11 protein-coding genes are annotated in these 19,364 nt (G+C 46.6%); 2 read left to right on the forward strand and 9 right to left on the reverse strand.

Annotation, left to right across the window (positions count from 1 at the left end; all coding sequences use genetic code 11):
- Positions 1-11: 11 nt before the first annotated feature.
- The 4 genes from SDE_RS12440 to SDE_RS12455 all read right to left on the reverse strand — a co-directional run bounded on the left by SDE_RS12440 (position 12) and on the right by SDE_RS12455 (position 10,035).
- Positions 12-6,530, reverse strand: a complete 6,519-nt coding sequence (locus SDE_RS12440; RefSeq protein WP_011468852.1) for a starch-binding protein — start codon at positions 6,528-6,530, stop codon at positions 12-14.
- A gap of 738 nt (positions 6,531-7,268) precedes the next feature.
- Positions 7,269-8,150, reverse strand: coding sequence for a formyltetrahydrofolate deformylase (gene purU / locus SDE_RS12445; protein ID WP_011468853.1), 882 nt, complete (start codon positions 8,148-8,150; stop codon positions 7,269-7,271).
- Between the two features lie 271 nt (positions 8,151-8,421).
- Positions 8,422-9,243 (reverse strand): SDR family oxidoreductase, encoded by an 822-nt coding sequence (locus SDE_RS12450; protein WP_011468854.1) that lies wholly within the window; start codon positions 9,241-9,243, stop codon positions 8,422-8,424.
- A gap of 18 nt (positions 9,244-9,261) precedes the next feature.
- The gene (locus tag SDE_RS12455) at positions 9,262-10,035 is read right to left on the reverse strand and encodes an enoyl-CoA hydratase-related protein (protein WP_011468855.1); all 774 of its coding nucleotides are present in this window, start codon (positions 10,033-10,035) and stop codon (positions 9,262-9,264) included.
- A gap of 257 nt (positions 10,036-10,292) precedes the next feature.
- Here SDE_RS12455 and argS point away from each other — a divergent pair, with 257 nt between their 5' ends.
- Positions 10,293-12,032 carry an arginine--tRNA ligase gene (gene argS, locus SDE_RS12460; RefSeq protein WP_011468856.1) on the forward strand — a complete coding sequence of 580 codons (1,740 nt, stop codon included), beginning with the start codon at positions 10,293-10,295 and terminating at the stop codon, positions 12,030-12,032.
- A gap of 115 nt (positions 12,033-12,147) precedes the next feature.
- Here argS and SDE_RS12465 read toward each other — a convergent pair whose 3' ends face one another.
- Genes SDE_RS12465 through SDE_RS12475 form a run of 3 tightly spaced genes read right to left on the reverse strand, consistent with a single transcriptional unit; the run spans position 12,148 to position 15,789 of the window.
- Positions 12,148-12,474, reverse strand: a complete 327-nt coding sequence (locus tag SDE_RS12465; protein WP_011468857.1) for a YqcC family protein — start codon at positions 12,472-12,474, stop codon at positions 12,148-12,150.
- The gene (gene dinG, locus SDE_RS12470) at positions 12,474-14,636 is read right to left on the reverse strand and encodes an ATP-dependent DNA helicase DinG (protein ID WP_011468858.1); all 2,163 of its coding nucleotides are present in this window, start codon (positions 14,634-14,636) and stop codon (positions 12,474-12,476) included. Before dinG ends, SDE_RS12465 begins: the two co-directional genes overlap by 1 nt.
- Positions 14,626-15,789 carry a 1-acyl-sn-glycerol-3-phosphate acyltransferase gene (locus SDE_RS12475; protein WP_011468859.1) on the reverse strand — a complete coding sequence of 388 codons (1,164 nt, stop codon included), beginning with the start codon at positions 15,787-15,789 and terminating at the stop codon, positions 14,626-14,628. Before SDE_RS12475 ends, dinG begins: the two co-directional genes overlap by 11 nt.
- 358 nt (positions 15,790-16,147) lie before the next feature.
- Here SDE_RS12475 and SDE_RS12480 point away from each other — a divergent pair, with 358 nt between their 5' ends.
- On the forward strand, positions 16,148-17,452 hold the full coding sequence (locus tag SDE_RS12480; protein WP_011468860.1) for a diguanylate cyclase domain-containing protein: 1,305 nt from the start codon (positions 16,148-16,150) through the stop codon (positions 17,450-17,452).
- Between the two features lie 78 nt (positions 17,453-17,530).
- Here the strand turns inward: SDE_RS12480 and SDE_RS12485 are convergent, their stop codons facing one another.
- Positions 17,531-18,022 (reverse strand): EF-hand domain-containing protein, encoded by a 492-nt coding sequence (locus tag SDE_RS12485; RefSeq protein ID WP_011468861.1) that lies wholly within the window; start codon positions 18,020-18,022, stop codon positions 17,531-17,533.
- 289 nt (positions 18,023-18,311) lie between these two features.
- On the reverse strand, positions 18,312-19,325 hold the full coding sequence (locus SDE_RS12490) for an aspartate carbamoyltransferase (protein ID WP_011468862.1): 1,014 nt from the start codon (positions 19,323-19,325) through the stop codon (positions 18,312-18,314).
- Between the last annotated feature and the right edge of the window lie 39 nt (positions 19,326-19,364).

The following is a 19,364-nucleotide window of genomic DNA, read 5'->3' on the forward strand; positions in this document are numbered from 1 at the left end:
TCCCCGTGCAATTAGTGGCGAGCGCCAAACGCTGCTGAAGTTGTTAGATCGATTAACATGTCGAACATGCCACCACCATTGCGCAAGTCTGCGCTGTATTCGCGAATAAATATTTCGTCGCCTTCACTCTCTTCGTTTCTACCCACGGTATAACGATAAAACTGACGAGAGAAACACGCTTCCCCTTGCCCGCTTTCGGCAATTAACCCTGCAAGCTCAGGCACAGAAAAATACGCAACGCTTTCGCTATCTGGGTCGAGCACTGTTTCTGGTGAGGTCAAACTTTTAATCGAGCCGGAATCGTCAATTTCTTGAATAACGCCATTGCCGAGTGTTTCCAGTGCACGGTACAAACCGTCGCTGCCAAATCGCTCGAAACCAAACCCCACACCGTCGATATATTGGTGACAGGTTGCACAAGCAGCATCCGACGTATGTCGCGAAGTTGCATCGCGGTTGCTGTCTGAAGGTTCAAACGATATATCGAAGTTTGCCGCTGCGGGGGGTGGAAACTCTTGACACATAATGGCTTCGCGCACATATACCCCACGTTTAATAGGCGCTGGGTTAACTGTACTGGTGCGTGATGCCAAGAAGCTGCCGTGCCCAAGTAAACCTGCGCCCGCACGCGGGTCGTCTGCAGGGAAAAACATTTTCGCCCAATTGCTTGTAGCCCCTAACCCGTAATGCTGAGCCAGCTCGTTATTGGCATAGGTATAATTTGCCGTTAATAAACTGTTAAATGGCGCATTGCTGCGAATACCTTCCATAACTAGGTGAATAGTTTCTTCTTTAAACGCATCCACTAAGCTTGCGCTGTTTATAGCAGGGAATGGGTACTGACTATTGATAAGCCAACCGGAAGCAAAACGACGCAACCCCCGCTCTGCTCGCGCATCGGTAAGCAAGCGTTCGGCCTGCTCTTCTACGTTTAAAGTACCGGCATCTGCTGCTGCCAGCAGTGCTTCATCGGGTGTGGTTACCCAAAAGGTGTAGGCCAATAAGGTTGCCAACTCGTGATCGGTTAATTCGTACAGGCCTGTTTGCGCATTTAGCACACCCATTTCTGAGCGATACATAAAGTGCGGCGACATGAGTAAGCCCTGCACAAGCGTTAAACCGTCTTCGCTCGCATCGTATAACGCTAGGTAGCGTTGTACTTCGTCCGCTGCTAATGGACGGCGGAATAGCTTTCTACCCAATTGCTCAACAACACATTGGCTATTACTACAACCGCTAGCCAAGCCATTAAAAGTGAACGTATTAATTGCAGTGGTTGCTACTTCTTCCGCGACCATTTGAAAACCTAAGGTGCGATCGGTATCTGCCACCAAAGACGAAGCAGTAGTAAAGTTTCTGAAGGTGCCGTCTGCAGGCACCGAAGCCATAATGCTTTCGTCAAATTGAATACCGAAAATATCACGCACACTGTTTAAGTATTCCTGTTTCGTTAGCAGGCGTAAATTACGTGCATCTAAACTGTTGCCATCGCATTCTGGCCCATCGCACGCCAACCACTTATTGTTCAAAATCATTTTTGCAATATCGTATGCGCAGTCGCCAGGGTTTGTGCCCGAGCATGAACTCGTATTACCAGATGGCATAAACTCAGCAATATAATTGCTTAAAGTTGCTTGCGTATAACGATTAGATTCATGCAACTGATTTAACGCAACAGCAATACCACCACTGCCACCATCGCCATGACACCCCGCACAACCACCGTCAAATAGCACACGTGCGGTTTCATAATCGGTAGCGTCTTCTCCAAATTTAGCTTGTAACGCAATACCGTGGTTAGGAATAAGTACCTGCACGGTTGGCAAGGTTGGGTCGCTAATAATATAAGCCACACCATCGCCACTCCAACCACTAAACTCTGTGCCTACGGTTGCCGTATTTGCCGTTACGGTAATAACGGTTCCTATTTCAAAATCCATTGCTTGGTTAGGCGTTGCACCAGCAATAACGGAAATTCGAGATACACCGGCAGAAGGTGTTAGCGGTGTCCAAATACCGTTGTTATACAGCGAGGCTTGTGCAACATCTAATTGATTAGGCGTTTGAGCACCATTGTTATTATTGTTAAATATAACATTGGTTTTACCATCGACTAGATTCGCTGGGTTGACAGTATATTGCCATATACCATTTTCGTCTGGCCCTGCCATGCGTACACCTGGCCACGGCGCTACTTCTACTGCTTGCCCTTCTGGCCCTGTCCATAAATACACATATACCTCAGCCCAATTACTGGTGGTATTGTTGTATTGCAGCACAAAGTCTTGCTGGGCATTGGTTATCTGTGAAGCTGCAATTAAGTCGGCGTAACTGGCCGTTACGGTTGCCTCACCTTCTGCCGCGCGCGTTAATAAACCCGTGCTATCCACAGCTACATTACTTGCACCGGCACTTACCGACCAGGTAACTTCGCCATACAAATTCACACGCGAGCCATCGGCACGTAAACCATAGGCAACTAATTGCTGGCTTTGTGCTAACGCTATGTCGGCCGGGAATATTTCTAAGCCAACAATTGAGGCATCGGAATCTGTGACGGTAATTGAAATCTGATCAGAATAAGCGCCAGCTTGCACGGTTACGGTTGCGGTGCCCACAGTGTTTAATGCAAGCGTTTGGGTATTTTCGTCGGTGTTTGCCACACTAACAACGGCATTATTACTGCTACCCCATATAACTGGGTCGAGGTTGTCGAGCGGAAATTCGTTATCGTAAAGTGCTTTTACATCTAACCGTACACTATCTCCCACCGCAAAGCGTGTACCGCTGCTAAACAGTTCAACGCCTACTTGAGTAGCATCCTCTGCGTTAATCCATTGCTCAAATACGGTCTGCGCCAATGGATTGGTATAGCGTGAGCCTTTTGGCATTCGGTTGCCATCGGAGGTTTGATAAATGTATACCAAGCTGTTGGCGTGATCGAAAGGACGCAAACGCACTTTGTCGCTAGTGGTTTGCACATCAAGTAAACGCGTTTCCATTAAAGGCGTGTCAAACTGCAAATCCATAAAACTGCTGGAATGACAGTGTGAACAGTTGGTATCCATATAGGATCGTGCACGCAAAGATGTAGATGAAGTTTCGTCATCTATTGCGGCAAATACATTGTAATCACTGCCGCTATTGATGGTTTGATCGAACAAGCCCACATAATTAAAGGCATCGAGCTGGTTATCTAGCACGCCGCTGTAATCAAATACTTTATTTAATTGGCGCGTGTGCAAGGCGAGCGGATCTTTACTGCCACTACCCGTGTGACACGAACCACAGTCCCCCGCGGATTGCACCGCGCGCGTACGAGGCTCTATTCCATTATCTGTAACATTAATGGTTTGTGTAACCAGGGTGGCTTCGGTGCCAGCTTCATTCCAATGGTAGTTCGCCGCCTGCCAGTTACCACTTTGCTGTTTAAACAATACCGATGTAGTAAAAGGTATTTGGCTATTATTTTCGCCCATTACACTTAAGTGTTTTACCAGCACCGCCCCTACAGGTAATTGCCAGTTTTCTACAGAGTTAAACGCAATAGTTGTATCGTTGGGTATAGAAATAAAATGCCGCGCAATGGCGCCATCAAACCAGCCATCGGTATTTACATCGTATTCAATTACACCAGAAACAGGCGTAAGCGTGGTTAAATCGGCAAATAAGCCAGTAGCAGAAAGTGTTTGTGGAATTACGGCGGCTTCTGCGTCGTCATCTACAACTTTGTAAATGGTGGAGTTACCGCCGTACTCTACCCCATAGGTAGATACGAATAATTCCTCACCACTTAGATCGGTACCAAACGATACAATATTTTCTGGAAATGCATCGCTAACCAATTGCTTAGCGTCGCCATCCACTATCGACCAAATTTTCTTAGTAACGTAATCGCCAAATATAAAGTGACCTGTAAGATTGGGCAATTTATTACCGCGATACACTATGCCGCCAATAATCGAAAAGCCTTCTGGCTGAAAATAACCTTCGCGTGGCGGTTCGAAATCTGTTGCACAACTTTTACTGGCATCACCACCTAAGGCGCCGCGATTAGTTAAGCCTTCACAAATAGGCCAACCGTAATTTTTACCCTTTTGAATTAGGTTTACTTCTTCGAAGCCCGCTTGGCCTACTTCGGTTTGCCAAATGGTGTAAGGCGCTTCTGTGTCGAATGCCCAACGCCATGGGTTGCGATGGCCGTAGCTCCATATTTCTGGGCGGTAGTTGCCCATGCCTACAAACGGGTTATCGCTGGGTACCGCATAGTATTTGCCATCGACTGGAAACTCTAGCGGTTGAATTCGAATCATACTCCCGCGCAAGTTGGTAGTATCTTGCGCGCTGTTATTTGTGCGCGGGTCTTCAGGGAAGGATTCAATCGCACTGTGGCCATAGGCGCCGTCGCCAATACTTAAATACAAATAGCCCTCTTCCGCATGAAACTGCATCATGCCGCCTTTGTGATCTGGCCCCGGCTGTGGTACACGAAGTACCTCCACGTTAGACCCAGCCACTACCGATGTAGGGTTTAGTGGGTCATTAATGGTGTAGCGTTCAAGTATTGCATCGCCATATTGGCCATCTGGCGCTCGTTCGTTGTCGTCTTCGCCATGAATATAATAAATATAAATAAACCCATTCGACGCGTAGTTCGGGTCGAATGCCATGCTCAGCAAACCCTGCTCGTGGTAGTTGCGTACGCTATTTTTTATATCCAGTATTTCATGTACTTGATTAGGGGCAACATTTTCATCGTTAGGGAAAACAAAGATTGACCCGGGCTTATCTACTACAAAAATTAAATCGTTAATACCATCGGGTAAAATCATTACCGGCGATAAAAACTGACCCTCTAAATTAGGGAAAGCCTTTTCGAAACGGTAGGCACCGGCAGATACATTGCCAGAAACAGGAAACGCCAGTGGCTCACTCAGCAGGGGGCGTTCGGTCATGCCGTGGGTTGTTGGCCTTGCGGTTACCGTTAGGGTGAAGGTGTCTTGCGCGGTGGTTTCACCATTGGCAATCGTTAAGGTTACTGTGTGCTCGCCCACTACCGCTAAATTAGGTGTAACCGCTGGTGAACCATTTATTTCCCCTGCCCAAGCGCTACTTTGCCATACAGCCGTTTCAAACTGGCCCTGAGAGCCGGCGGCAGAAAGTACAGTATTGGAACCTGCTTGTACGGTTTGATTTTCACCCGCTTCGGCAATCAGTACAGGTTTGGGTTCAAAACCGCACGCTGCCATGCTTTGCCATGTACTGGCGGCGTAGCACGCATTGCCATCGAACAATAAATCTTCAGTTTGATTATTGCCGCTATTGCTAAATATTACATTTAACGCACTGGGCATTGCAGCGCCGCTAACTATTATGTCGGTGAAGTCATAGCAAACATAATTACCCACTACCGCCATGGCATGGCCTGGCCAATTGGGTAGCGCATTTAACGAACCAGCCGGCGTTGCATTCCAAAAATAAATTGTAGGCTGTGCGAAATTTTGAATGTTATCAAAACAAATATTATTACTAGTATTAACTTCAGGCTTTGCTGTAACAGTAAGGGTAAACGAATCGCTGCTGGTTAAGGCTTGTCCCTCTAACGTTAAAGTTACAGTGTATACACCAGGTTCATTTAATAACGGCGTGGTTACCTCTGCACCTGTTAACGAGCCCTGCCATGCATCGCTCTGCCAAATAGCATTGGTGTAATTGCCTTCAGATGCCGCCGCACTTAGCGTTAATGTATTACCTTCTTCTATTTCTCTATCGTTACCGGCATTGGCTATTAGTAGTTCTTCTACCGGAACAATCTCTATTCCGCAGGCGGTTAAGCTCTGCCACATATTATTTTTAAAGCAATAGCCGTTATCAGTGAATAAATCGTTGGTTTGATTCGCCCCAGCGTTGCTAAAAATAACACTTAGCGAATTCGGCATTGTTTGGCCAGTTAAGTAGTCCGTCAAGGTATAGCAATAATATGCACCCGCCTCGTATTGTACCGCTGCCATTGTTTCGCCCGGCCAGGCTGGCGCCCCTGTTAAGCTGTTAGCCGGCGCCGCGTTCCAAAAATATACGTTCGGTGTAGCAAAATTTGAGGTGTTAGCAAAGCAAATGGAATTCTCACTTATTGGCGCAGAATAAGTTACTACCTTAGTCGCGGTAATGGCTTTGGTTGCATCGTTGAATAAAATATCGTAATCGCCAGCGCCGTGTGTAATTAAAAAGTCGTTCGCAGGGTAAGACTCATCCCAATTATTATTTTTAGTTATTTTAAAACGGGGGTTGTCTGCACCAAATGTTTGCCTTGTGTACCAAGCGCCCTTCTCTGCATTAAAGGTCATAGCGCTAGCATTCCAATCGTTTGGTGTACCCCTAAAATAGGCACTCTCCCACAGATTAGATTGCCCGCAGCTAGCTTGCGGCAATGCAGCCGCAATAAAAACTAACATCCAACTTATTCGCCGCCCAAGCGGGCAACGCATTGCACACATCAACTTGGTAACAACACTTACAAACGAAACAAACATGGCGTTTTCCTTTTTTGAAAAACACTCGGGCAGGCAAGCACACTCGCAGCGCTCTACGCCAGAGAAACTAGAATTTAATTAGAAGATAAAACTAACGCTTACCGTGCTTAGCTAAGTTTTAAGTGAGAGATAATCTTTGGCTGAATTTTTCATAGTATGTTCTTTATTCTTTATAGTTATTAGCCGCGAATACATACTACTAACACCCTTCCCAAAGCATTAATGTAAAACACAAACTTATTCGGCATTAAAGGACAGAATCGCACAGCGATTATTGGAGTGAAGCCAGCAAGCAAATAAAACCATACCGTTATTTTTATAATAGGTAATTACTTTTACTTGTTTAATCACTCTGCGAAAAATCGATCCAATTGGATCAAATTTTTAATACGCACAATTGAGGTTAAAATATGGACGAATTGTGTCACTGCTGCAATATGAATACGTATTCAACAAAAACTCAATTACAGTAAAAATAACAACTTGACATGAAAAAACTGAAACACCACAGATATGAGCGCCATACAAATCGTTAGTTATATGCGCGAAAGAGACATCTAGAAAAAAGAAAGTAGCTAGCGATACAAACTAAAACTAAAACTAAAACTAAAACTAAAAGCGCAGACCAAACTACGCTTTTAGCTTTTAGCTGTGAACTGTGAACTGTGAACTGTGAACTGTGAACTGTGATCTGTGATCTGTGATCTGTGATCTGTGATCTGTGAACTATCCCTTACCTTAACGATTAAACACAACCGTCTTCTTGCCATTGAGTAACACTCGCCGCTCCGCATGCCAACGCACTGCGCGTTGCAGTACCACCGCTTCGCTATCTCGCCCTATTTCAACCAATTCCTCTGGGGTATTGGCGTGGCTTACGCGCTCTACGGCTTGCTCAATAATTGGGCCTTCATCTAGTTCGGCCGTAACGTAGTGGGCGGTTGCACCTATAAGCTTTACACCGCGCTCGTAAGCTTGGTGATACGGCCTGGCACCTTTGAACCCAGGCAAAAACGAGTGGTGAATATTAATTGCGCGGCCTTCTAATTTTTTACATAGGTCATCACTAAGAATTTGCATATAGCGAGCCAGTACTAAAAGATCGGCTTCGGAGCTATCCATTACATCTAAAATTTGCTGCTCTTGCTGTGGTTTGGTGTCTGCCGTTACGGGTAAGTAATGAAAAGGTACGCCGTACCACTCGCACAAAGGCTTCATTACTTCGTGGTTGGATACCACACCTACTATATCCACCGGCAAGTAACCGCGCTTCCAGCCATTGAGTAGGTTATCTAAGCAGTGGCCCCATTGTGATACTGCGATAAGTACTTTGGTTTTTTCGGCTGCGTCGGTTAGCTCCCACGTCATTTTGTAGCGGTCTGCCACAGATTGGAAAGCAGACATCACATCGGCAAGGCTTTTAGGGCCTTCTACCGACTCAAGTAACGTACGCATAAAAAAGCGACGTGTACTTACATCTTCAAACTGCGAAGATTCGCGAATGTTAAAACCTTGGAGGGAAAACAGACTAGCGACAGAGGCCACAATACCGGGCTGATCATCACAACTGAACTTTAGAATTAACTCACTAACCTTATTAGAACTTGAACCCGCCGACATGCCGTACTCCGTAGAAATTTTCGAACTGGGGCTATTCTACACAATCAAACCAATGTGCATAGCCGATAAACACTAACATGGGGCCTAAAGCAAGGGGAAAACGGGTAGAAGCAGCCAATTGCATGGCTTTTAGCTAGTCAGGGTAAGCGGCAGGCTGCTAACCCACCGCGCATACCACCCGTTTTTTGGTATTTACGCCAATATTAGGCGTGAAATGAGGCACGACCACACAATAGCGGCGCAACCATACAGGCGTACTATTGCCAAGCTATTACATGTTTTTAAGCTGTTTGAGCATTTGCACCAACGTTTGGCTAAGGCCAGATGCGCCCGCCAGCGACCAACCGCCATCAACAGGAATAATTGCGCCACTCACATAGGCGGCCTGCTCCGACGCCAAATACATGCACATATTGCCTATATCTTCTGGTTTACCTAGGCGCTGTAAAGGCACAGATTGTTTTGCTAGCTCCATAAGCTCGGGCGTTGGCGCCAGGCGTTTCATGCCTTCTGTGCCTTCAATAGGGCCGGGCACTAGCGAGTTAACGCGAATACCGTGCTCCCCCCACTCCAAGGCCAAGCAGCGGGTAACCATATCTACACCCGCTTTGGCCGCACATACGTGAGTTTGCGCCTGCATGGGTAAAAATGCCTGCGGGGCGGAAATATTCACAATAGACGCCCCTGGCTTGGTTAGGTGTGGGAAAGCCGCCTTCATTACATGAAAGGTGCCAAGCAGATCTATATCGATTACCGATTTAAAACCATTTGCAGATAAATCTTCTGCCAGCGCAGGGAAATTACCCGCAGCACCAGACACCAGTACATCAATGCTACCCATTACAGTGGCGATGCCTTGTAAACCTGCGGCAATTGCATCTACGTCGCGCACATCAGCTGCAAACCCCATAGCTTGCTCTGCACCGGCTTGCTGCAAGGCTGCAACGGTTTCGTCCACCTTTTCTTGGCTGCGGCTGGCTACAGCTACCTTTGCACCTGCGCGGGCAAAGCATTCTGCAACGCCGCGATTAATACCACTTGTACCGCCCACTACAACAACGGTGCGACCACTAAAATCAAATACTTGGCTCATTTTGGGTTCCCTTTTTAATTATTCAAAGTGAGAGAAATCGGGTTTGCGTTTCTCAAAGAAGGCCCCAACCGCTTCTGCAAATTCGGGTTGGCTTAACGCCTTAGCAAATAGTGCAATTTCGGTATCGATTACCCGTTGCACGTTATCGGAGGTAGTTTGTTTAAGTAGGGCTTTAGATTGTCTAACGGCGGCTGGCGGCAACAACGCAAGCTTATCGCACGCCGCGCGGGCTTTAGCGAGGGGTGCAGCCTCTACGCTATTAATTAAATTGCCTTCTTTCGCCTCTTGCGCACTAAACTCTTCGCCTAACAGCAGCCATTCGCTGGCTTTGGCAGCCCCAGCAATACGGGGTATAAGGTAAGAAGATGCATACTCTGGGCACAGGCCTAATTTTACAAACGGCAATGCGAAACGCGCATCTGTGTGGCCATAGGCAAGATCACAATGTAGCAGTAGCGTAGTACCAATACCCACAGCCACGCCCTCTACCGCAACCACCACAGGCTTTGGAAAGCTAAGCAACGCCTGCATAAAGATAACAATGGGGTTATTCTCATCTTGCAGGTTAGAGGCGTTGGCAAAATCGTTAAGGTCGTTGCCAGAGGTAAAAATGCCTCCCTGCCCGTAAATAAGTACACTGCGAGTGGTCGCATCTTGCTTCGCTCGCAATAACGCGGCCGTTAAACTGCGGTACATAGCTAAATTAATGGCGTTTTTACGATCTGGGCGGTTAAAACTTACCTCTAGCGTGGCGCCACGCTGCTCCACCAATACTTCTGGGCTAGGCTCCATTAATGTCACTCCTTTCAAAAGTTATACGTGCAGGTTATTTTGTTCTCATCAGAGTTTAGCAGCCACAGCAGCAGCAACCAGAGCGAGACTATTCATAATCGCTAACCTTTTCGCTCATATGCCTAAAAGTTGCCCTTACAAGCCCTTCACACCTTGCATCTACCCCTGCAGCCGCTACAATCCCGCATCACATATTTTAGCTGCCTGCCCTACCTCGCAGGCCCATTAGATAAGCCCAAAGCGCCCGGTTGAAACCCATGAATATACGTAACCTACTAAACGATCGCGTTAAAAGCGCCATGAACGATGCGGGTATACCCGCCGACTACAGCCCCCACTTGGCGGTAAGCAAAAAAGCGGGCTTTGGCGACTACCAAGCCAACGGCGCCATGGGTGCGGCCAAAGCGCTAAAAACCAACCCGCGCGAAGTGGCGCAAAAGATTATTGATAACTTGGATTTAAACGGCATAGCCAGCAAAGTTGAAATTGCCGGCCCCGGCTTTATTAATATCCACTTAGACCCAAAGTGGTTGGCGCAACAAACTGTTGCTGTAACCAATAGCACCAACTTGGGTATTCTCCCTAAAAACAACCCAGAAACGGTTGTTATAGATTACTCCTCACCCAACCTCGCTAAAGAAATGCACGTTGGCCATTTGCGCTCTACCATTATTGGTGATGCCATTGCGCGCGTTTTGGAATTTACGGGCGACAAAGTTATTCGCCAAAACCACGTGGGCGACTGGGGCACCCAATTCGGTATGCTAATTGCCGAATTAGAAGATCAACTTGGCAGCGGCGAGCGCCCCGAGTTAGCACTACAAGATTTAGAAGGCTTCTATCAACAAGCCAAAAAACACTTTGATGACGACCCAGCTTTTGCCGATCGCGCCCGCGACTACGTAGTAAAGCTGCAATCTGGCGACGCTCAAGTAAATAAACTATGGCAAGAGTTTCGCCGAGTTTCACTACTACACGCAGAAGAAATTTACCGCAAACTTAACGTAACCCTAGGCGAAGCCGATGTACGCGGCGAAAGCGCTTATAACGACGACCTTGCACCGGTAGTAGCAGAGCTAGAAGCACAGGGCTTAGCAGTAGAAGACCAAGGTGCAAAAGTGGTATTTTTACACGAATTAGCCGATAAAAATGGCGACCCCAGCGTTGCGATTATTCAGAAAAAAGATGGTGGCTATTTGTACTCCACATCCGATCTCGCTGCACTGCGTTACCGTGTAGGCACACTTAAAGCTAACCGCATTTTATATTTTATTGATGCGCGCCAATCGCTGCACATGCAGCAGGTATTTACCCTTGCCCGCAAAGCAGGCTTCGCCGATGAATGGCTTTCTACCGAGCACCACGCCTTTGGCACCATGCTAGGCAGCGACGGTAAACCCTTTAAAACACGCAGTGGCGGCACAGTAAAACTCGCCCAATTGTTAGACGAGGCCGTAGAGCGTGCAGCAAAAGAAGTGCGCACCAAAAACCCAGACCTTACCGAAGAAGAAATGGCCGAGGTAGCTAGCAAAGTGGGCATTGGTGCAGTTAAGTACGCAGACTTATGTAAAACACGCACCAACGACTACGTGTTTAACTGGGAAAGCATGCTCGCATTTGAAGGCAACACAGGCCCTTACATGCAATATGCTTATACCCGAATTCGCAGCATATTCCGCCGCGCAAACGAAAACATGGATACCTTCGAAAGCGAAGTTAACCTAACCGAGCCGCAAGAAGTGCAGTTGGCAATTAAGCTTTTACAGCTCCCAGAAATTGTTGAGCAAATAGCCGCCGACGCTTACCCACACGTAATGTGTAATTACCTTTACGATTTGGCCAGCTTGTTTATGACATTCTACGAAGCCTGCCCTATTCTTAAAGAAGGCGTCGAGCCCGCAGTAAAAACCAGCCGCCTGCAATTAAGCAAAGGCGTTGCACGCACCTTAGCGCAAGGGTTGGATTTACTGGGTATTGAAGTGATGGAAAAAATGTAAGTTATTACATTCTGTATATTTGTAAAAAGTAATACGGGAGCCTAAGCTCCCGTTTTTTATAATAACTCCCGTCTACCCCTAACACTTCACCAGCAGCAAGCCTGAATCAAAAAACTTAATTAGAAATTAGTGCGTCTATTTGCTCTAGCGTGTGAACAATTTCTGCTCGTGCATTGACACCAGTAAATACGTCACCGTCGCTTACCATTGGCGCCACATTGCACAGCAAAGGTAGTGGCTGGCCGGTTTCTGCTAAAACGCGTAAACGGGGAATAAACACAAACTGCAACCACTGCTGAAACTCTAGCGTATCCACACAGAATGGCTGGGTGCTAGCAAGTGCTGCCTGCGAAGGTAATTGTGCCTGCCATAAGCTTGCCGAGCGCAAATGCATTTCCAAATCCATCAGTAAACTCAGCAGCTGGTTAGCGCGTAAATCCATTAGCCCAGCTCGCGCTTAAATGGTGGCAAAGAGTTTAATAGCGCTTGCCCGTAGCGCTTGGTTATTAGGCGCTTATCCATAATGGTTACTACGCCCTTGTCCGACTCTGTACGCAACAGCCGACCACAAGCCTGAACTAAACGCATGGCTGCATCGGGTACGGTTATTTGCATAAACGAGTTGCCGCCTCTGCTTTCTACCCATTCGGCAAGTGACGCTTCCAACGGGTCATCGGGCACAGCAAAAGGAATTTTGGCAATAATCACATGGGTGCAATATTTACCGGGTAAATCCACACCTTCGGCAAAACTGGCTAAACCAAAAATAATACTGCCACTGCCCTCGTCGATACGTTTTTTATGATCGCTCACCAACACCTGCTTGGACTGGCTACCCTGCATTAAAATTAGCATTCTAAAATCGGCAGGTAACTGATCAAACACTTCCAGCATTTGCTTTCTAGATGAAAACAACACCAGTGTGCCCGCTTTTTTATCGATAATTTCAGGCAAGTACTCAATCATGCTATCGGTATGGTCCGCTGCAAAATTTGCTTCAACGGCGAACGACGGTATACGCAAAACTGCGCGATTGGGGTAATCGAATGGGCTGGGCACTACCGAGTAATGGGAATCGTCGTAGGTGCCAGACCGGATTTTAAATCGATCAAATGAATTTAACGCGGTGAGTGTAGCCGAGGTAACAACCGCGCCACAGCAGCGCGACCACAAATCTTTTTCTAACGCTTTTGAGGCTAAAATGGGGCTGGATACTATTTCGTAATCCATTACGTCGTTAAATGTCGTTACGGTTATCCAGCGCGCTATAGGCCAGTTTTCTATCACTTTGGTGTCTGCGTAACTCTTCCATAGGCTTAGGTTACCATCTGCGCGTGCAAGCCATGTACCAACGGCACCGTGTACGGTTTCTATATCTACCCTCGGCACCAGTGGGTAATCATCTTCTATCAGTGTTTCTAATTCTTTATGAAGCTTACCTAAGTGCATACTTAAATCTAAAAAGGCATCCACTAATTCGCGAGCGAGATACTCCATAGCTGCGGGCACTACACCTTGTTCAAAGCGTAATTGCCTGCTGCTTTCCTGCCTGTCATCCCTGCGAAAACGATCGTTATCTTTTTCGTTACTCGCTTCTAGCGCATACACCCACTCTTGCATGTGCGGCAGATGCGCCTCCATTAACGAGCGAACATTTTTGAAAACTGCTTCTGTGGGGGCCGCAATTTGGGTGAAGTACGAGGCATCTGTTAGTGGTTCAATTAAATTAGACCACTGCCCTTCGCTTTGGCCAAGCCAGCGAATAGTGCTTTTATAACGGGTGTGACTGGCGAAATGATTAAGGGCTTTATCGGGTAAGTGGTGGCCCTCATCGAAAATATAAATAGTTTCTTCTGGTGCGGGTAAAATAGCACCTCCACCTAGCGCTAGATCCGCCAGTACTAAATCGTGGTTGGCGACGATGCAATCTGCCTCATCGAGTAGTTCTCGCGCATTAAAAAACGCACACTGGCGAACAAACTTACAGTTTCTACCAGTGCATTGGCGATGATCCGTGGTTACGCGCTGCCACACGGGTTGATCAATTTCATCATGCCAATTATCTCTATCGCCATCCCATTTACCTTCGCCTAGTTTCTCCATCATAGAGGTATAAAGCTTGGTATCGAATTCACTTATTTCGCTGTGCTCGTCTTCGTAAAGCGGGATAAACTGGGTATCGTCCGACGAGGTTAATATTTTGTCTAACTTGCTTAGGCACATGTAACGGCCACGTCCCTTGGCTAAGCAAAAGTTAAACTTTAAATCGGCGTAGCGAATAAGGTCGGGTAAATCTTTTAAAACCACCTGCTCTTGCAAGGCCACGGTAGCCGTTGCGAGCACAACTTTTTTGCCTAACGCTTTGGCCACAGGTAAAGCAGCCAATAAATACGATACGGTTTTACCGGTACCCGTGCCGGCCTCTATTACACAAAGGTGCCCTTCTGTTTGGCGTTCACCATCTGCATTAAGCTGAATGCTGCCTAGCGTTTTCGCAATTTCGGCAATCATCAATTTTTGGCCATAGCGCGGTTTTAGCTCCCGCGCTTCTAAGAATTTACTGTAGGCCTGTTGAATTTCTTTTTTTACATCTTTATTCAGCATTCGCGGTCAAGCTCAATTTGCGGTAGACCGGATTTGCATAGCCTTTTAGCAGTGTATTTAGGTATTGCGGATCGCAGGTTGCAATACGATCGGCAAATATTTTGCGCTCGGCTTGCCAATCGGCAGTATCGAACGCAATTTGCTTTTCACCCACCAATACTTTGGGGCTGCGTTTTTCTAGCATTTCGTACGCAATACAGTTACTGGGGTGCAACACATAATTAGAAATAATTTCTTTATCTAAATGCAGCTTTACCTGCTCTGCATTTTCAAAGTTTTGGGTGAGTGGCTCACCAAAATGTACATGTACACACCCTTTAAACCCGGTAATACCAGTGGCGATACTTTTTACATCTTCGTGCTCGCCTTTTTTATAGGTACCCTCTGTTTCCTTTTGATAAATTTCTTTCGCTTTAGCGGTATCGCACGGGTCGTATTCGTAAGATAGCGTCACCGGCACAATGCGTGCCTCGCGTATAAACTCTTCAAAAGGCTGCGTTTTGGGTTTGCTTAGTGCAAACATACTAATAATTGCTTGGTTACTTACGTCTATGCCATCTTTAGCGCGGCCTTCGCGCTGAGCGATCCATACGTTTTCGTTATCTGTAAGTACCGAGTGGTGAATATATTTAGACAACAATTTCGCCGCTTTTAGTTTTTCACGCGGAGCGGTTGCCGAGCGGTTAACAATAAAGCTTTTATTTAACCGCATTAAATCGGATGCGAATGGCTTGGTAAGTAAGTTATCCCCAATGGCTATGCGCAAGGTGGTAAACCCATTTTTATATAGCGACCAGTTAACAAGTGCAGGGTCCATAACTATATCGCGATGATTACTAACGAATAAGCTGGCCTTAGCGCGGTCGAAATTATCAAGGCCGGATATAGACAAATGGGTAATAGTGCGATTTATCTCGCGGCCTAAGTAAAACTCTATCTTCGCTTGTAAATCGGCAACGGTTTGAATGCTGGCTGTTTCTTTTTGCAGGCGGCCTCGAATTAACCCGCGCACTAGCGGAGCAATATATTTACCCGCTCTTGGCAAGCCAAGCTTGGCGACCGTATCGAGAAACTCCTTGTCCTCCAGCAAACGCTGTAACGTGGGCACGACTTCACTGTCGTTATAGGGACGAATTTCATCAAACTCAGACATTAACACTCTCTCTTGCGTTGGGCACGCCAGCACGACTTGGCGCACTGGAAATTTCTGCAGTTAGCATCCATTCACAAAGGATTCTCACCTTTGAGAAGCTTGTACTAAACTTATTATTCAGTTCGCTTATAGTAACCAGCATAGTCACCTAAGCAGCGGTTGCACTTTTGTATGCGTAAGGAATCACTTTTGAGGGTTACCCCGTGAACGTTTTTTGCACAAAAGCGCGATTTATTTGTGATTTAACAACCGTTAAGCCGCGCATTATACCGTTTAGCGACTGGTGCTGCGACGTGGATTTCACGCAGTTTGATTATGGTACACTCAGCACCAATATTGCGGTTAAGTACATATAAGAATGAAAATATTGCTTGTTGAAGATAGCGCCACCCTGCGACACGCCATGAGCCATTTTGTGCGCACAGCTGGGCACGAGCCTGTTATTGCCAAAAGTGGTGAAGAAGCACTGCAAATTATTGAACAAACCGCGGTGGACCTCATCATTATGGATGTGGAGATGCCAGGGCTAGATGGCTTCGAAACAACTCGCCTTATTCGCGAATGGCTTGGCGATCACTGGATACCGATCATTTTCGTGACCGGCATGAGCGAAGATGAAAGCCTTGAAGAAGGCATAGATGCCGGTGGTGATGACTACCTTGTAAAACCTGTAAGCCAAATGATTATATCGGCAAAAATACGGGCCATGGAGCGCATAACCGATATGCGCAACCAACTAGCAACCCTTAATCGCGAGCTTAAGGTGCTCAGTCAGCGAGATGGGCTTACCCACCTTTATAATCGCCGCACATTTGAAGAGCTAGCCGAAAAGCAGTGGAAAATAGCCACCCGCAACAAGGCCCCACTGGCCGTATTGCTATTAGATATCGACCATTTTAAGCAATATAACGATTACTACGGCCACCAACAGGGTGATCGCTGCATTCAAACTATTTCTAGCGTATTGGCCAAATGCGTCACCCGTCCCGACGATTTAATCGGTCGCTATGGCGGTGAAGAATTCATTATTTTATTACCCAACACCCCAGAAAACGGTGCACACTATATAGCAGAGCAAATTCGCAAGTCGGTTGAGCGCTTGCAAATTAAACATCGCGCTTCGCCGTCCAATACCTACGTTACCGTTAGCATTGGTGGAGCCGCCCTTAATTACACTACTGGCACTACCTGGGCACACCAAGTGGGGCTTGCAGATAAGGCCCTTTATACCGCTAAAGCCAGCGGCAGAAATACCAGCACAATTCAATCCGCCGACCCCAACGGCTTAATACTTGTTGTAGATGACGATGACGCAAGTTTGTCTCTTATTAGCGACATATTAAAAGGCCATTGCTCCATCATTACAGCCAAAACTAGTGAAGAATGCATGGAGCTGGCCCAAGAGCTTCAACCAGACCTTATTTTGATGGATGCCTACCTACCCGGTGTAAACGGCTACGAAACCTGCAAGAGCTTAACCTCGAACATCGATACCGAAGAGATACCTATTATTCTTACCTGCCAAGCAGATAGCCTAAGCGAGGTGGAAGAGTTTGCGGCAAAAGCGGGAGCGAAAACAGCCCTACTTAAACCGCTAGATAAGCACAAGCTTATAGATAAGATCGGCCGCTTTATTAGCCCCAACAGCCTCTCTTTGCCGTAACTAATTCTCTAACAATCGCCCATAAAAAAGCCCCGCAAATGCAGGGCTTTTTTATGCTTAATAATTTTCGCTTCGTATCTATTTAATGGAAGACCTAACACAAAACCAAAGCAAGCAACTGGTATCGTCTTCAGCTTTTACTGGCGCAGGTTTTTCTTTTGCAGCCTTCACCTTAGACATGTCTATTTCTGATGTGGTGATATTGCCATCACCATTTTGATCAAAGCGGTCGAAACTGCCTAAGTAAGAGCAGTACTCGCTGGAGCTCAGTTTGCCATCTTGATCTAAGTCTAATTTATTAAAGCGCGCTTTTAACAGCATTTGGCGCTTTACACCGTCGACATATTCATATTCACCAAACGTTACACCACCGTCGGCATCTAAATCCATCGCCGCGTATAGCTTTTGACGTTTTTCACTAATTTCGTCAACAGAGATAACGTTATCACCGTTAACATCGTATTTTGCGAGCAACCATTGCTCATTTTTACTCGTTCCCTCGTCTGCGAATACGCTGGCAGCGGTTACGCTTACCAACATGCACAGTAGCTGTGCAACGCGAATAGACATTGGGTAAACCTCGTAGTTAATTGGCGAAATGCCTTATTTCGTTCTTATAAAGTCTAGCCCTTAGAATGTACCACTAATTAGAATCACTTCACAATTTCTGGCACACATATATACCAAATCGGTTTAAGTTTTACACACTCGATAAGTAATAGCTATAACAGTATGGAACTACGCGGTTTTTCATTCAGAAGAAAAGGGTATAAAAGTAACAATTGAGCTATAACCACACATATTGGCTATAGCTCAAAACTCAGAATGGGTGTTTTTTATACAGATCTAGAATGGGCGACTAAAATGTGCGGCTGTGGTACCAGTTTACTGGTCGCGAGAATTTATCTACTTGATCAGCAACATCCAAAATTAATGCAAACAGCGCCATTCGCACCAAAATACCGTTATCGGTTTGGCGGAAAATTGCCAGGTTGGGGTTTTGGTTTAAGTCGTTATCTAACTCATTCGCATCGGAGCGAGAATCGCGTGGCAGCGGGTGCATAATTACCGTGTTTGGCTCGCAAAACTGGGTGTAAATAGCTTGGTTTAAGCGGAATCGACCACGGTACAAGTCGGCCTCCTCTTTCGAGCCGAAGCGCTCCTCTTGGATACGAGTAGAATACACAATATCAACATGGCCAATACTGTTGGCCAAATCGGACGATACATCCACTCTGTGCCCCAAGCCGCGCAGCAATTCTACGTACTCTTCTGGCATGGCGAGCTCTTCTGGGCTAACTAACACTACCTGCAAATTTGCAAACAACCCCAATAAGCGCATTAAAGAGTGAACGGTACGACCGTGCTTCAAGTCGCCAATCATGGCGATACGCAAACCATCTAAACTGCGGCCTTTATCGCGCAGCTCTTTTTGAATGGTGTATAGGTCGAGCAGCGCTTGGCTTGGGTGCTCATTGGCACCATCGCCACCGTTAATTACAGGCACCCTACTCGCTTGGGCAAATTCAGCTACAGACCCTTCTTGCGGGTGACGCATGCAAATTACATCGGAGTAACCAGACAGTACACGCGCGGTATCGTAAAGCGACTCGCCTTTTGCTATGGCAGAACTTTTAAAACCTGTGGTCTCTCTTACCTCCCCGCCCAACAGGTTGAAAGCACAACCAAAACTTACCCGGGTACGCGTAGAGGGCTCGAAAAACATATTGCCCAAAATGGCACCCTCTAACACGCGGGTAACCTTTTGACGCAGGGCATAAGGCTCCATGGAATCAGCAACGGCAAAAATACGCTCTATATCTGCGCGTTCGAATTGCTCTACCGATAAGATGTGAGAACCAGAAAATTTCATAACAGCGCCCCATATATTTGCCTGTGGTGAACCCAAATT

Origin of the sequence: Saccharophagus degradans 2-40 (assembly GCF_000013665.1) — a bacterium.
Lineage (GTDB): Bacteria > Pseudomonadota > Gammaproteobacteria > Pseudomonadales > Cellvibrionaceae > Saccharophagus > Saccharophagus degradans.

Bases quoted from the DNA above. Each gene is read 5' to 3' on its own strand.
- purU (WP_011468853.1), bottom strand. From the start codon at position 8,150: ATGTCGGCGGGTTCAAGTTCTAATAAGGTTAGTGAGTTAATTCTAAAG.
- SDE_RS12475 (WP_011468859.1), bottom strand. From the start codon at position 15,789: ATGTCTGAGTTTGATGAAATTCGTCCCTATAACGACAGTGAAGTCGTG.
- SDE_RS12465 (WP_011468857.1), bottom strand. From the start codon at position 12,474: ATGGATTTACGCGCTAACCAGCTGCTGAGTTTACTGATGGATTTGGAA.
- SDE_RS12480 (WP_011468860.1), top strand. From the start codon at position 16,148: ATGAAAATATTGCTTGTTGAAGATAGCGCCACCCTGCGACACGCCATG.
- SDE_RS12440 (WP_011468852.1), bottom strand. From the start codon at position 6,530: ATGTTTGTTTCGTTTGTAAGTGTTGTTACCAAGTTGATGTGTGCAATG.
- SDE_RS12485 (WP_011468861.1), bottom strand. From the start codon at position 18,022: ATGTCTATTCGCGTTGCACAGCTACTGTGCATGTTGGTAAGCGTAACC.
- dinG (WP_011468858.1), bottom strand. From the start codon at position 14,636: ATGCTGAATAAAGATGTAAAAAAAGAAATTCAACAGGCCTACAGTAAA.
- SDE_RS12455 (WP_011468855.1), bottom strand. From the start codon at position 10,035: ATGGAGCCTAGCCCAGAAGTATTGGTGGAGCAGCGTGGCGCCACGCTA.
- SDE_RS12490 (WP_011468862.1), bottom strand. From the start codon at position 19,325: ATGAAATTTTCTGGTTCTCACATCTTATCGGTAGAGCAATTCGAACGC.
- argS (WP_011468856.1), top strand. From the start codon at position 10,293: ATGAATATACGTAACCTACTAAACGATCGCGTTAAAAGCGCCATGAAC.
- SDE_RS12450 (WP_011468854.1), bottom strand. From the start codon at position 9,243: ATGAGCCAAGTATTTGATTTTAGTGGTCGCACCGTTGTTGTAGTGGGC.